The organism is Paraburkholderia aromaticivorans (assembly GCF_012689525.1).
Classification (GTDB): Bacteria; Pseudomonadota; Gammaproteobacteria; order Burkholderiales; family Burkholderiaceae; genus Paraburkholderia; species Paraburkholderia aromaticivorans_A.
Genome location: NZ_CP051515.1, coordinates 2,611,685 through 2,626,521, shown reverse-complemented (window position 1 = coordinate 2,626,521; position 14,837 = coordinate 2,611,685). Strand labels below are relative to the sequence as shown.

Annotated in this window: 13 protein-coding genes; 9 read left to right on the top strand and 4 right to left on the bottom strand. The window is 63.3% G+C overall.

Annotated elements, in window-relative coordinates:
* Positions 1-62: 62 nt before the first annotated feature.
* From HF916_RS23580 to HF916_RS23550, 7 genes are all read left to right on the top strand, one after another.
* Positions 63-1,277: a DUF2252 domain-containing protein gene (locus tag HF916_RS23580; RefSeq protein WP_168791202.1), complete on the top strand. Its 1,215-nt coding sequence runs from the start codon at positions 63-65 to the stop codon at positions 1,275-1,277.
* A gap of 366 nt (positions 1,278-1,643) precedes the next feature.
* Entirely contained in the window at positions 1,644-3,056 is a 1,413-nt protein-coding gene (locus HF916_RS23575) for a GH1 family beta-glucosidase (RefSeq protein ID WP_168791201.1), read from the top strand.
* A gap of 95 nt (positions 3,057-3,151) precedes the next feature.
* The gene (locus HF916_RS23570) at positions 3,152-4,390 is read left to right on the top strand and encodes an ABC transporter substrate-binding protein (protein ID WP_168791200.1); all 1,239 of its coding nucleotides are present in this window, start codon (positions 3,152-3,154) and stop codon (positions 4,388-4,390) included.
* 9 nt (positions 4,391-4,399) lie between these two features.
* Positions 4,400-5,344 carry a carbohydrate ABC transporter permease gene (locus HF916_RS23565; protein WP_168791199.1) on the top strand — a complete coding sequence of 315 codons (945 nt, stop codon included), beginning with the start codon at positions 4,400-4,402 and terminating at the stop codon, positions 5,342-5,344.
* Positions 5,344-6,261: a carbohydrate ABC transporter permease gene (locus tag HF916_RS23560; protein WP_168791198.1), complete on the top strand. Its 918-nt coding sequence runs from the start codon at positions 5,344-5,346 to the stop codon at positions 6,259-6,261. The genes HF916_RS23565 and HF916_RS23560 overlap by 1 nt, the downstream gene beginning before the upstream one ends.
* A gap of 100 nt (positions 6,262-6,361) precedes the next feature.
* The gene (locus HF916_RS23555) at positions 6,362-7,489 is read left to right on the top strand and encodes an ABC transporter ATP-binding protein (RefSeq protein WP_206001947.1); all 1,128 of its coding nucleotides are present in this window, start codon (positions 6,362-6,364) and stop codon (positions 7,487-7,489) included.
* 50 nt (positions 7,490-7,539) lie between these two features.
* Entirely contained in the window at positions 7,540-8,583 is a 1,044-nt protein-coding gene (locus HF916_RS23550) for a LacI family DNA-binding transcriptional regulator (protein WP_168791197.1), read from the top strand.
* Positions 8,584-8,639: 56 nt separating this feature from the next.
* Here HF916_RS23550 and HF916_RS23545 read toward each other — a convergent pair whose 3' ends face one another.
* Complete coding sequence (locus HF916_RS23545) at positions 8,640-9,497, bottom strand: PA4780 family RIO1-like protein kinase (protein ID WP_168791196.1); 858 nt, start codon at positions 9,495-9,497, stop codon at positions 8,640-8,642.
* A 706-nt stretch (positions 9,498-10,203) separates the two neighbouring features.
* On the opposite strand from HF916_RS23545, the gene HF916_RS23540 reads away from it, so the two are divergent.
* The gene (locus HF916_RS23540; RefSeq protein WP_168791195.1) at positions 10,204-11,916 is read left to right on the top strand and encodes a SulP family inorganic anion transporter; all 1,713 of its coding nucleotides are present in this window, start codon (positions 10,204-10,206) and stop codon (positions 11,914-11,916) included.
* A 49-nt stretch (positions 11,917-11,965) separates the two neighbouring features.
* Here the strand turns inward: HF916_RS23540 and HF916_RS23535 are convergent, their stop codons facing one another.
* From HF916_RS23535 to HF916_RS23525, 3 genes are all read right to left on the bottom strand, one after another.
* Positions 11,966-12,295 (bottom strand): hypothetical protein, encoded by a 330-nt coding sequence (locus tag HF916_RS23535; RefSeq protein ID WP_240975481.1) that lies wholly within the window; start codon positions 12,293-12,295, stop codon positions 11,966-11,968.
* A gap of 87 nt (positions 12,296-12,382) precedes the next feature.
* Positions 12,383-13,021 carry a LysE family translocator gene (locus HF916_RS23530; RefSeq protein WP_168791194.1) on the bottom strand — a complete coding sequence of 213 codons (639 nt, stop codon included), beginning with the start codon at positions 13,019-13,021 and terminating at the stop codon, positions 12,383-12,385.
* A 239-nt stretch (positions 13,022-13,260) separates the two neighbouring features.
* Complete coding sequence (locus HF916_RS23525) at positions 13,261-14,145, bottom strand: LysR family transcriptional regulator (protein ID WP_168791193.1); 885 nt, start codon at positions 14,143-14,145, stop codon at positions 13,261-13,263.
* Positions 14,146-14,288: 143 nt separating this feature from the next.
* Here HF916_RS23525 and HF916_RS23520 point away from each other — a divergent pair, with 143 nt between their 5' ends.
* Positions 14,289-14,723: a VOC family protein gene (locus HF916_RS23520; protein ID WP_012427720.1), complete on the top strand. Its 435-nt coding sequence runs from the start codon at positions 14,289-14,291 to the stop codon at positions 14,721-14,723.
* The last annotated feature ends 114 nt before the right edge of the window (positions 14,724-14,837 follow it).

Genomic DNA, 14,837 nt, shown 5'->3' with positions numbered 1-14,837 from the left:
TTCGCTCGGTTGACGCGCTCGGTCGCGGCAATGCACAACGTGCTCGCATTCAAAGGACATTCATGCTCGATATCGCCAAGACGATCGCCAGCTTTAACGCCGGTCGCGATCCCGACCGGCTCGCGATGAAATACAAAGCCATGCGCACTTCACCGTTCGTGTTTTTGCGCGGCACGTGTCACCTGTTTTACGAACGTCTGCCGCGCGACAAGGTGTTCGACGACGCGCCGCCGGTGTGGATCTGCGGCGACATGCATCTGGAAAATTTCGGCAGCTACAAGGCTGACAATCGGCTGATCTACTTCGACAATAACGACTTCGACGAAGCCTGCCTCGCGCCGAATCTCTACGAACTGGTGCGTCTGTTGACGAGCGTGCTGGTCGGCGCGAGCGATCTCAAGCTGAGCCGCGCGCAGGCGCTGGCGCTGTGCCATACCGCGCTGGAAAAGTATGGCGCGGCGCTGGCGAATGGCAAGTCGCGCTGGATCGAAGCCGAAACCGCAACCGGGATGGTGCGCGATCTGTTCGTCGCGCTCGCCAGCCGCACGCGGGTGGCGCATCTGGACCGGCGCACCACGCTCAAAGGCAAGACCCGCATGCTGAAAGTGGACGGCAAGAAAGCGCTGGCGGTCAGCGACGCCCAGCGCGCCGCCGTCACGCAGTTCATGCAGAAGTTCGCCGCGAGTGAGCCCAATCCCGACTTCTTCCGCATTCTCGACGTGGCGCGGCGGATTGCCGGCACGGGGAGCCTCGGTGTGGATCGTTACGTGATTCTCGTCGAAGGCAAAGGCTCGCCGGACGGCAACTATCTGATCGATCTGAAAGAGGCGTTGCCTTCTTCCGTGACGCCGCACCTGAGTACGCCGCAGCCGGCGTGGCAGACGGAAGCGCAGCGCGTCGTCGACATTCAGCGGCGCAATCAGGCGGTCTCGCAGGCATTCCTGCATGCGGTTGAATTCAATCAGCGCTCGTATGTGCTGCGCAGCCTGCAGCCTTCGGAAGATCGCGTGGCCTTGAGCGACTGGGATGGCAAGCTGCCGCGTCTCGAAGAGGTGGTCGACAGCATGGCCGAGTTGAGTGCGTGGGCGCATCTGCGTAGCGGCGGGCGGCAGAAGTCGTCGATCGCCGACGATCTGATCGCGTTCGGCAATCGCAAGGACTGGCAGTTGCCGTTGGTGGATATCGCGACGCAGTGCGAGGCGCAGGTGGCGGCGGACTGGAAAACCTACTGCGAAGCCTATGACAGCGGCGTGTTCTACCTGACGCCGAAGCCGTGAGATTGCGTCGCGCTGGCGGCGCATGACATCGTGGCCGCCGCGCTTGCAACACATTCGTACCGCCTCTCACCAAGGGCTCTCGCAATGCCCGGCGCATCGCCGCGCCGCGCGTGCCAGCCATCGCTCCAGACAAACCCTGATTGCTGCGTCGAATCCGCCGCTGCTATCGTTCGCAGGTCTTGTGGAAGCGCTTCCACCCAAGTCTTGGACATGGGCGTTTCGTCTTCCCACCGTACCCGGTTCAATGACCTCAGCAGCTTTGCATGGGATGGGAGTAAGCGCTAAAGCGCTAACTCCCATCGACAGCTTTGCATGGGATGGGAGTAAGCGCTAAAGCGCTAACTCCCATCGACACAGGAGAAATCCGTGGCAAACGACACATCCGCTGTATCCGACGCTCTGTCTCCCCGTTCCCAATCACTCGCCGATCCTTTCACCCCGCCCGCGGACTCGTCGCTGTGGCGCGAGAACTTTCTGCTCGGCGCGGCCACCGCCTCGTATCAGATCGAAGGCGCGGTGAACGAAGACGGCCGCCTGCCGTCCATCTGGGACACGTTTTCGGCGAAGCCCGGCAAAGTGCTGGCCGGCGACACCGGCGCGGTGGCCTGCGATCACTATCATCGCTGGGAAGCCGACGTCGACCTGCTGGCCGGCCTCGGCCTCGAAGGCTACCGGCTCTCGATCGCCTGGCCGCGCGTGATGGACGCGGCCGGCGCGCCGAACCGCAAAGGGCTCGACTTCTACAAACGCCTGCTGGCGCGGCTGAAAGAGAAGGGCATCGCGACCTTCGTCACGCTGTATCACTGGGACTTGCCGCAGCATCTGGAAGATCGCGGCGGCTGGCTCAATCGCGATACCGCCTACCGTTTCGCCGATTACGCCGACCTGATGAGCCGCGAACTGGCCGGCAGCGTCGACGCGTGGATGACGCTCAACGAGCCGTGGTGCTCGGCGTATCTCGGCTACGGCAACGGCCACCACGCGCCGGGACTCGCCGACGCGCGCTACGCCACGCAGGCCATGCATCATCTGCTGCTGGCGCACGGTCTCGCGGTGCCGGTGTTGCGCGCCAACGATCCGGCGTCGCAAATCGGCATCGTCGCCAACGTCGGACGCGGCACGGCCAATAGCGAGAGCGCCGCCGACCAGCGCGCGGCGCATCTGTTCGAAGTGCAGCACAACGCGTGGATTCTCGATCCGCTGCTCAAGGGCAGCTACCCGCGGGATCTGTTCGAGTTGTGGCCGGGCACCGAGCCGCTGGTGCTCGACGGCGACATGCAAACCATCGCCGCGCCGCTGGACTTCCTCGGCATCAACTATTATTTCCGCACGAATGTCGCGAGCGACGGCGCGCATGGCTTCAGGGACTTGCCGCTCGAAGGCGTGGAGCGCACGCAGATGGGCTGGGAAGTGTATCCGGACGGCCTGCGTGATCTGTTGACGGGGTTCAAGGCCACCTACGCGAACCTGCCGCCGATCTACATCACCGAAAACGGCATGGCCTCGGACGACAAGGTGATCGACGGTCAGGTGGAGGACAGCCAGCGCATCTCGTTCCTCAAGCGCCATCTCGCCGCGGTCGACCAGGCGATCAAGGCCGGCGTGGAGATTCGCGGCTACTTCCTCTGGTCGCTGATGGACAACTTCGAGTGGGCCTTCGGGTATGAGCGTCGCTTCGGTGTCGTACATGTCGATTACGCTACGCAGAAGCGTACGATCAAACGCAGCGCGGAGCTGGTGTCGAAATTCCTGAAGGAGCGCAAGGCACGCGGGGAATAACAGGCGAAAGCTGGTTTGTATGTCGACCTTGAAATACGAGCGCCAAGCGCGGCGCAACTCTGTTGCATTGCAGCTGCATCGACACAGGAGACGGAATGAACAGCAAAAAAATGGTCTTGCGAGGCGTGGTTGCGGCACTGGCGTTCTATGGCGTCGTCGCGCAGGCGGAGCCTTTGAAGGCCAACGTGATTCACTGGTGGACCTCGGGCGGCGAGTCGGCCGCGATCCGCCAGTTTGCCGATGCGTATAACAAGGCCGGCGGCCAGTGGGTCGACAATGCCGTGGCGGGCGCCGATCAGGCGCGCTCCACGGCGATCAACCGGATCGTCGGCGGCGATCCACCCACGGCCGCGCAGTTCAATACGTCCAAGCAGTTTCATGACCTGATCGATCAGGGCCTGCTGAACAACGTCGACGACGTCGCCGCGAAAGAGAACTGGAACGGCGTGTTCCCGCAGTCGATTCTCGACAGTATCAAGGTGAAGGGGCATTACTACGCCGCGCCCGTCGATATTCATATGCCGGCCTGGTTCTTCTACTCGAAGCCGGTGTTCCAGAAAGCGGGCATCGCCGGCGAGCCGAAGAGCTATGACGAGTTCATCGCCGATCTCGGCAAGCTGAAAGCCGCGGGTGTGATTCCGCTCGCGCTCGGCGGCCAGCCCTGGCAGGAGAAAATCACCTTCGACGCGGTGCTGGCCGATGTGGGCGGTCCCGATCTCTACATGAAGGTGTACCGCGACCGCGACATGAACGCCGTGAAGTCGGACGCCTTCAAGAAAGTGCTGGCGTCGTTCAAGCGTCTGCACGATTTCGTCGATCCCGGCTCGCCCGGCCGCAACTGGAACGATGCCACGGCGCTCGTGATTTCCGGCAAGGCGGGCGTTCAGATCATGGGCGACTGGGCCAAGGGCGAATTCTCGGCGGCCAATCAGACCGCGGGCAAGGACTTCGGCTGCTTCCCGGGTTTCGGTCCACATTCGCCGTATCTGGTCGCGGGCGACGTATTCGTGTTCCCGAAAACGGACAATCCCACCGCGATCAAGGCGCAGAATCTGCTTGCCACGGTGATGACCTCGCCGGCCGCGCAAGTCGCATTCAGCGCGAAGAAAGGCTCGATCCCGATTCGTCCCGACGTGGACGGCAGCAGTCTCGACATCTGTGCGAAGGAGGGCATTGCGATCATGAAGGACAAGTCGCGTCAGTTGCCGAATCCGGAAATGCTGCTCTCGCCTGATACGCAGGGCGCGTTGATCGACGTCATCACCAACTTCTGGAACAAGAACCAGTCGGTCGACGACGCGCAGAAAGCGTTCGCCAGTGCGTTGAAGAGCTAGGTGCGCAGCATGCACGCGCTCAAGCTGCCGGCCAGCGGGTCTTCCAAGGCACGCAATGCGCGGCTGAAGAAGCCGCTCAAGAAGCGTTTTCCGTTCGCGGCGTGGCTGGCGCTGCTGCCGATGGTCCTGACCGTCGCGTTCGCCTATCTCGGCACGATGGTCTGGACCGCGCGCGTGTCGCTCAGCAATTCGCGCACGTTTCCTTCCGGCGACTTCGCGGGCTTCACGCAATACGCGCGGCTGTTCAATAACGACCGCTGGTTGCTGTCGCTGCAAAACATCCTGATCTACGGCGCGTGCTTCATCGTGGCGTGCATGTTGATCGGTTTGCTGCTGGCGATTTTCATCGATCAGCGGGTGGTCGCGGAAGGCGCGTTGCGCACGGTGTTTCTCTATCCGTATGCGATGTCGTTCGTGGCGACGGGGCTAGTCTGGCAGTGGATTCTGAACCCGGAACTGGGCGCGCAGGCCGTGCTGCACAAGCTCGGTTTCGCACACGCGCGCTTCGACTGGATCGTCGATCAGGACTGGGTGATTTACACCATCGTGATCGCGACGGTGTGGCAGGCCTCGGGTCTGGTGATGGCGTTGTTGCTCGCGGGCCTGCGCGGCATCGACGACGAGTTGTGGAAAGCCGCGCGCATCGACGGGATTCCGCGCTGGCGTGTCTACGCCAGTATCGTCGTGCCGATGCTCGGGCCGTCGATCTCCACCGCTTTCGTGCTGCTGTTCGTGATGGTCGTGAAGCTCTACGACGCCGTGGTCGCGATGACGCAAGGCGGCCCCGGTACGGCGAGCGAAGTGCCGGCGAAGTTCATCATGGACTATCTGTTCGGGCGCGCCAATATCGGGCTCGCGTCGGCGGCGTCGATCGTGTTGCTGGCTACCGTGCTGGCGATTCTCGCGCCATTCTTCTACGCCCGCAGCCGCGCGGCCATGCGCAAGGAGGTCTGATGAACACGCTCAGTCCGCCGCTGAAAGGCGGCACGCCTCGCCGCGCGCAGCACCGCCGTCGCCGCTCGACGTTCACCCCGGCGCGCTTCGGCGTCTACGCGTTTTTGCTGACAGCGGCGCTGTTCTTCCTGCTGCCGCTCTACGTGATGCTCGTCACCTCGGTCAAGCCGATGAGCGAGATCCGCCTCGGCAATCTGCTGGCATTCCCCGCGCATTTCACGCTCAGCGCGTGGAGCGCCGCGTGGCAGTCCGCGTGCACCGGGCTCGATTGCAACGGCGTTCAGGTCGGTTTCTGGAACTCGGTGCGCATCGTCGTGCCGAGCACGATTCTGTCGATCGCGATCGGCGCGGTGAACGGCTATGCGCTGTCGTTCTGGCGGCCGCGCGGCGCCGGCCTGCTGTTCGGCGTGCTGCTGATGGGCGCGTTCATTCCCGTGCAGGTGATGGTTTATCCGCTCGTGCGCGTGCTGGCGAGCGTGCATCTGTTCAGTTCGCTGCCGGGCATCGTGGTGATTCACACCATCTTCGGCATGCCGGTGATGACGCTGCTGTTCCGCAATTACTACGTGTCGATTCCGCAGGAGCTGTTCAAGGCGGCGCGCATCGACGGCGGCGGCTTCTGGCGTATCTTCGTGCAACTGATGCTGCCCATGTCCACGCCGATCATCGTGGTGGCGGTCATCATGCAGGTCACGGGCATCTGGAACGACTTCATTCTCGGCCTCGTGTTCGCCGGCACCAAAAACCTGCCGATGACGGTGCAATTGAACAACATCATCAATACGACGACCGGCGAGCGCCTCTATAACGTCAATATGGCGGCGACCATTCTGACCTCCATGGTGCCGCTCGCGGTGTACTTCGTTTCGGGCCGCTGGTTCGTGCGCGGCATTGCATCCGGCGCCGTCAAGGGATAGGGCGATGACAAACGTGGCTAATGTGGCAAACCCGGTGGCAAACCCGGTGGCAAACCCGGTGGCAAACACGCTGGCAAATCCGGTCGCAAGCGCGGCGGACATGGCGGGCGTGGCGAGTAGTCCCGATGCGGCGGACGCGGCGGGCCTCACGAATCCGGCCAACGTGGCCGTGCGCAATCTGACGATTCAACTCGGCGCGAACACGGTGATCGAGCACCTCGATCTCGACGTGCAAGCCGGCGAATTCGTCGTGCTGCTCGGACCATCCGGCTGCGGCAAATCCACCTTGCTGCACAGCATTGCCGGTTTGATCGACGTGACCGACGGCAGCATCGAGATTGCCGGCGAGGACATGACCTGGGCCGACCCGAAAGACCGGCGCATCGCGCTCGTGTTCCAGTCGTACGCGCTGTATCCGACCATGAGCGTGGAGCGCAACCTGTCGTTTGCCTTGCGCATCAACGGCACGCCGAAAGCGGAGATTGCGCGGCGCGTGGCGCGCGCCTCCGAGATGTTGCAACTCGGGCCGTTGCTCAAGCGCAAACCGGCGCAGCTTTCAGGCGGGCAACGGCAGCGGGTGGCGATCGGCCGGGCGATCGTGCGCGAAGCCGACGTGTTCCTGTTCGACGAACCGCTCTCGAATCTCGACGCCAAATTGCGCACCGAACTGCGCCGCGAACTCAAGCAACTGCACCAGCGCCTGGGCGCGACGATGATCTACGTCACGCACGATCAGGTCGAGGCAATGACGCTTGCCACCCGCATGGCCGTGATGCGCGGCGGCGTGATCCAGCAGTTCGGCACGCCCGCCGAAGTCTACGCGCGCCCCGACAACCTGTTCGTTGCGACGTTTCTGGGCACACCCGCGATGAACCTGCTCAAGGGCACGCTCGAAGCACGCGACGGCGCGCTCCACTTCTGCACGGAGCATTGGCGGCTCGACGTCTCGGCGTACCCGTTCAAGACCGCGCCCGCGAACGCATTGCCGTGCGTGCTCGGCGTGCGGGCCGAAGACGTGCGGTTGGCCGAAGGTGCGAGCGAACATGCAAAAGTTTCGCTGGTGGAGCCGATGGGCAACCACCGCGTCATCTGGCTCGACTATCATGGAGTGCAGGTCGCATCGATCGACCAGACGAAGACGCCGTTGGCGATAGGGGACACCATGGCGTTTTCGTTCGACAGTACCCATGTCTCTCTGTTCGACGAAGCGGGCGGCGCGCGTTTGTAGCGCCGGCACGCGGCGTCACTGACAATACAACATGCTTGACGGAGATCCGCGTGGCAACACTCAAAGATGTCGCGGCACTGGCCGGCGTGGGCATGTCGACCGCCTCGCGCGCCATTTCCGGTAAAGGGCCCATCTCAGCCGATGCCGCCGCCCGCGTAAAGGCGGCCATCGAACAGTTGAACTTTCGTCCGTCGTCCATCGGCCGGGCCATGGCAACGCAGTCGCTCGGCATGGTCGGAATTTTCGTGCCGACGTTCTTCGGCTCCTACTACGGCACGATCCTCAAGCAGACCGACGAAGAACTGCGCGCGGTGCGCCGTCACGTCGTGGTGGCGACCGGCTGCGGAGAAGTCTCGCCGCGCGAGCAGGCCATCGAGGCAGTGCGCTTTCTGATCGGCCGCGATTGCGACGGCGTGGTGGTGATCAGCCACGATCTGCACGACGAGGATCTGATCATGCTGCACCGCATGCATCCGAAAATGGTGTTTCTGAACCGCGCGTTCGATCAGTTACCGGAGGCGTCGTTTTGCGCCGACCATCACCGTGGCGGCGAACTGGCGGCGCGCACACTGCTCGATCACGGGCACCGCGACATCGCGGTGATTTCCGGGCCTTTCACTGCGTCGGACAACCAGACGCGTCTGGAAGGCTTCTTCGCCGAGCTGGCGCGCGAGGGCATTGCGCGCGATGACGTCACGCTGATCGAATCGGACTTCTCACCGGAAGGCGGCTACGCCGCCGCGCAAAAGCTGCTCGACACGAAGCGCCGCTTCACCGGCGTGTTTTGCGCGAACGATACGATGGCGGTGAGCGCGCTGGCGCGTTTTCACCAGGCGGGTATTGCGATTCCCGAAGAGGTCTCGGTGGTCGGCTACGACGACGATTATTCGGCCGCGTATGCCGCGCCCGGACTCACCTCGGTGCATATTCCGACTGCGGAACTGACGCAGAACGCCGTGCGCTGGCTGGTCAATCAGTGCTATCGAACTACGTGGGAGATTTTCCGCGAGTTTCCGGTGAGCGTGACGATGCGTGAGTCGGTGGGGCCGGCGCCGGGTGCGATAAAGGCGGCGCGGTTGAGCAGCACGTCGTAGCTGCTTCTCGTGAGGCGGCGAGGCGCTGGCTGCCCCTGCCGCTCGCGCGCGAAGGTTCAGGTGCCGCTGCGCAGCGACTGCTCGTAGCGCAGACGCGCTTCTTCATCGAGCCGCGTATCTTCGAGTTCCTGAAGCACGGCTTCGAGATCGATCGGCGTGCTGTCCAGTTCGACGCGGCCGGTCAGCGCGGCGTCGACATGCAATGCACCCGCTTCGTACAGCGACCAGATTTCCTTGCCGTAGCGGGTGTCCAGTAACGCCGGCGCGAAACGGCCGAAATACGTGGCGAGGTTGTTGACGTCGCGCTCGAGCATGGCGGGCGCTTCGAGATTGCCGGCGGCATCCACGGCCTGCGGCAGGTCGATGATGACCGGGCCGTCGGCGGCAAGCAGGATGTTGTATTCGGACAGGTCGCCGTGAATCATGCCGGCGCACAGCATGCGCACCACCTCGTTCACCAGCCGCGCATGCAAGTCGAGTGCGCGTTCTTCGGTCATCTCGACGTCGTTCAGACGCGGCGCGACATTGCCGTCGGCGTCGGTCACCAACTCCATCAGCAGTACGCCGTCGGTGCAGATGAAAGGCTGCGGCACGCGTACGCCCGCATTCGCGAGCTGGAACAGCGCGTCGACTTCGGCGTTCTGCCAGGCCTGTTCCTGCACTTCGCGGCCATAGCGGCTGCCTTTTTCCATGGCGCGCTGCTGACGGCTGTTCTTGACCTTGCGGCCTTCGCGGTAGGACGCGGCCTGGCGGAAACTGCGCTGCTTGGCGTCCTTGTAGACTTTCGCGCAGCGCGTGGCGTCGCCGCTGCGCACCACGTAGACGGTGGCTTCCTTGCCGCTCATCAACTGGCAGATGACTTCGTCGATCAGGCCTTCTTCGACCAGCGGGAGCAGACGTTTCGGAGTTTTCATGCGACCGCCGAAGAGCGGTGGTCGGCGCGGCGGCGATAAGCGGCCGGCTGCGAGGGCAGGTGATGCAGGATTCGGGTCATGCGGGATTATACGGGGAGACCGCCGGGAGCATGAAAACAGCCATGAAACGGGTCGAACTCGAGCGCTGCTTGCCCGATGATTTCAATGCGCTTTCGAACCGCTAGAACCGTTCATCTAATTGCCGGGCGGTGAAAGGGAATGCCAATGTGTCGGTCGCAGTGGGGGAATGAACTCGCAAGCGTTTGCGCATCGCGCCGGCCGTTGAACATACGGTTCGCCACGGTTAATGCCGCATTTTCTGCGTATATCTTGACGCAAACGGCTGTGGAATCACGCGAGATTGTTGTAGCTGCCGACACACTGATTTGCTATTTTCCCTCATTCAGTTCGCATGCCGATCGCGTAAACTCGCCGGTAACAATAGGTTACGGGGTGCGAGATGTTGGCCGTGTTCTTCTTTGCCTGCCCGATCTGCATCGCCGCGTTGTTTGGTTTCGCGCGGCACGTGGATCCGGTGACGGGACAATTCAAGCGTTGAGTCCGTCAGTCGGGTGTTTTCCGCAGCGCCGTTCGGGCGCGTGATGCGGTTGTTCTCTTTTCTTGAGCCGATCTCGCTACAAGTCTTGCCTTTGAGTGCCGAGTCGCGGCACGATGCGCGATAACCTGGATTAGGGCAGTATCGCGTATGCGAGATTTTCTGGCGAATATCATGGCACGCGCCAGCGTGCTGAAGGGCGTCCTTCCTCTGAACCGTGCCGCGGCGGCGCGCGATGCGTTGGCCGGTGTGCAACTTGCGTCCATGGATATTCCGCAAGTGCTCGGCTATGCGCGTATTGCGGGTATGCCGGCTGTGACGGGTCTGTACACGGTCTTTCTGCCGCTGATCGCCTTTGCGTTTTTCGGCGCCTCGCGGCACCTCGTCGTGGCCGCCGACTCCGCGACCGCCACCATCTTCGCAAGCCGGCTCTCCACCATGGCGCCGGCGTCCAGCGCTGAATATGCCGCGCTCGCCGCGATGGTCGCCTTGCTGACCGCTGGCTTGCTGTTCATCGCGCGGATTTTTAAACTGGGCTTTCTCGCCGACTTCCTGTCGCGTACCGTGCTGGTCGGTTTTCTTGCCGGCGTCGGCGTGCAGGTCGGCATTGCGATGCTAGGCGACATGTTCGGCTTGCCCGGACACGCCGCGCGCAGCGTCGATCAGCTCATGCTGGTGGTGCGCGAAGCCGCCCAGATCAATCGGCCGACGCTCGCCATCTCGCTGCTGGTGGTCGTCGCCATTCTGACGTGCAAACGCTTTCTGCCTCGCGTGCCGGTGCCATTGATCGCGGTCGTGGCGGGCATCGCGGCGAGCGATCTCTACCATTTCCCGGCCCACGGCATCGCCGTGCTCGGCCCGGTAGCGGGCGGTTTGCCGCCACTGCGCGTGCCGTCGGTGACATGGCAGCAGGTGCTCGATCTGCTGCCGGTGGCGGCTTCCTGCTTCGTGATGATCGTCGCACAGAGCGCCGCCGCGAGCCGCGTGTTCGCCGAGCGTCATCACGAACCGGTCGATACCAACGCCGACCTGCTGGGCATCGCCGCGGCCAACGCGGCGGCGGCGTTTTCAGGCGCCTTCGTGGTGAACGGCAGCCCGACGCAAACCGCCATGGCCGATCTCGCCGGCACGCGCAGTCAGTTCGCGCAACTCGTCTTCGCGGCGGTGGTGGTGGCGGTGCTGCTGTTTTTCAGCCGCTTTTTGCAGTATCTGCCGCACTGCATTCTTGCCAGCATCGTGTTCACGATCGCCATCGGCCTGATCAATCTGAAGACCTTGTTTGCGATTCGCCGCGAAAGTCCCGGCGAATTCGCGCTGGCCGTGTTCACCGCGGCGGCCGTGGTGCTGATCGGCGTCGAGCACGGCATTCTGGTGGCGGTGGCGCTATCGCTGCTGCGTCACGTGCGCCACAGCTACCGTCCGCACACGATGATTCTCGCCCCCGGCGACGACGGCGTCTGGATTCCCGTGCCCGCCGCGCCGGGCATTCAGACCGCGCCGGGCCTGATCGTCTACCGCTTCGGCGCCGATCTGTTTTACGCGAACGACCACTTTTTCGTCGACGATACGCGGCGCCTGATCGACCTTGCCCCGAGCAAGGTGCGCTGCTTCGTGATCGACGCGAGCGCGATCACCGACATCGACTATTCGGCCTCGCGCTCGATCGGCGAGTTGTGCCAGACGTTGAAAAGCGAAGGCATCGAGGTGCTGTTCGCGCGCGTGAACCGCTATTTGCGTGCGGATATGGACCGGCACGGCATCACGCCGATCGTCGAGGAAAGTTGCATTTTCAACACTTTGCACGAGGCGCTGCGCACGGCCGGTGTGGAGAAGCCCGACCGGCACGTGAAAGAGGCCACGTAAGCGCGGGTTAGCGCACGGCCGACGCGATGCGTAGCTTCTAGCGTGGCGGTTATTCGTCAGCGAAGAAATAGCCGATAAAGAAACACACGCCCGCGATGACGGCGCCCAGCACGGCCACCGTATAAGCGAGCGCCGTGCCGTGCCAGAGTCCGTCGAACCACTGATGAAGCTGCGCCATCAGCACCGCCGCATTGCCGCCGATACGCTGCAATTCGATCTGATAGCGCGGATCGGCCACGCTGTACATGGAGACGGCGCTGTCCGGCGGTGGCGTGGTCGCATAGATGATCACGGCCAGAATCACACCGCCCACCAGCGCCGCGAGGCCCGCCAGATAGAGCCGCTTCTGCCGTGGCGAGTGCTGCGCCGCCGGGTTCACTTATTTGCTGCCGCTCATCGTATTCGTCTATCCGCTTCAATCGTCACGGCGACAGTATCGCAGAGCAGCGGGCGTCTCCCGACGCGCTCAGCTTTTCGAAGTCAGCAGCTTGATGCCGGCAATGCCGAACATGATCGCGAGCGACCCGTCGAGCCAGCGCCGGATCGCCGAGTAGATGCGGCGTGCGGAAGCGGTCGAAAACAGCACCGCATAGCTGCTGAACACCGATACGCCGATGCACATGCAACCGAGCACCACCGGCGCGGTATGCGAGGTGCCACCGGCCGGCGACATGGCCAGCGAGACGATCGACAGCCAGACCAGAATCGCTTTCGGATTGGTGAGATGCAGCAGCAGGCCGCGCAGATAGAGACGCTTGAGCGGTTCGTTGTCACGCGCCGTGCCCGTGGGCAGCGCCTTGGGACGAAACGCGGAGCGCGCGGATTTGAAGCCCAGCCATAGCAGATACAGCCCGCCGGCGATCTTGATCGCCACCAGGCATTCCGAGTAAGTGGCGAGTACCGCCGACAAACCCAGCGACGCCAGCAGCGCCCAGAAGAACGAACCCGACACCACGCCGAGCGCGAAGGTCAACGCGGAGCGGCGGCCCGCGCTCATCGCCAGTGACATGATCGCGAGATTGCTCGGCCCGGGGCTCGCCGTACCGACGAAGTAGGCGCTGTAGGCGATCAGGACATCGGCGGTGAGGAAGGTGCTGGCGATCATGGGCTGGAACCTCGGCGGCGGGCAGGGCGGGCGGTGTGGGGCGCACACTGGTAGGGGTGCGATACATCTCAAAGCGTCGCGTGAACGGGAATTTTGGGGGCGGAAGCGCGAATTTCACAGATACAGTTGTTCATTCCCGCGACAGGACAATCATGTGCTTCGCGCGGCGGCTCAAGTGCGGCTCAAGTGCGGCCCAAGTGCGGTCCAAGCGCCGTTCAAGTGGCCCCTCACGTCTCTGCTCACGCACCCGCTGCCATGCCGATGCAATCGGCGAGCGCACCCGCCACCGCCTGCCGGCTATGTCGCGGACGCTGCACGAGGCCGATCTCCCGCTGAAACGTCGCCTCGCCGAGTTCGAGCGCGACGACGCCGGCGGGCCACTTGCCGAGTCCCGCGCTATTCGGAAGCAGCGCCACGCCGATGCCGCGCGCGACCAGTTGCACGATGCCTTGCAGTTCGTCCAGCTCGATCACGTCGCGCACGTTCAGCCGCGAGCGCCGCAGAAACCGGTCGACCAGCCTGCCGCCGAACGAGGCGCGGTCGTAGCGGATAAACGGTTCGCTACGCAGCAATTCGCGCCAGGACCTCGCCTCGCCCTTGCCGCGCGCGAGCGCCTTGGGCACGAGCAGCACGAACGGCTCGGTGACAAGCGTGCGCCATTCGAGTTCGGACGGCAGCGCGAAGGGCGGTTTGATGATGACGGCCAGATCCAGTTCGCCGGAATCCACTTGCCCCAGCAAGCCCAGCGACACGCCGGGCACGACCCGAATGCGCCAGCCGGGGCGGTCGTCGCGAAAGCGTGCGAGCGCGTCGGCGAGAAACGACACTTGCGCCGACGCGATGGCGCCCACCCGCAGCATGCCGCTTTCCGCCGCGACCGCGCCACGTTCAGAGAGCCGCGCGTAGAGCGTCATCATTTCCTCGGCGAGCGTGAGTGTTTCGCGGCCGGCGTCGTTGAGCGTGGCGGAGCGGCCGGTGCGGTCGAATAGCGCGAAGCCGAGTTCCTCTTCAAGGCGCTGCATCTGCGCGCTCACGGCGGATTGCGTCAGGCCGATGCGCGCGCCGGCGCCGGAAAACGTGCCGTACTGGCTCACGGCGATGAAAGTCTTGAGTTCGCTTAGCATGTTCGATTGATCGAATTTGGTGATAGTCAGATCAAATATATATCGTTTTTCACCATTTTTAGTCATGGTTAAACTTTGCCTCACGCGTGCGGCTTCTGGCGCCTGCACGTTCAACCTAATTCCATTCAGTGAGTTTCCCCATCATGAGCGTTGCCGATACCGTGTTGCCGCCGTTCCATCTGGCGTTTCCTGTTCATAGCCTTGCCGCCGCGCGCGAGTTCTACGGCGAACTGCTGGGCTGTCCGGAAGGGCGCAGTTCGGACGCGTGGGTCGATTTCAATTTTTACGGCCATCAGATCGTCGCGCACCTCGCGCCCGAGGAAATCGGCCATCGTCATACCAGCAAGGTCGATGGCGATGCGGTGCCGGTCCGCCACTTCGGCGCGGTGCTCTCGATGGCGCAATGGCAGGCCGCCGCGGACAAGCTGCAGGCGGCCGGCATCGACTTCATCATCGAGCCGCATGTGCGCTTCAAGGGCGAAGTCGGCGAGCAGGCCACCATGTTCTTCCTCGACCCGTCGGGCAATGCGCTGGAATTCAAGGCGTTTGCGGATATGTCGGCGTTGTTCGCGAAGTAACGCGGGCGGAACCACCCGGCGCTATCCAATGAAAATGCCGGTCAACCGTTGAGGTTGGCCGGCATTTTTTGTTGCTCGTTGCTCGTTGCTCGTTGCTCGAAGCGAAGGTTCAGC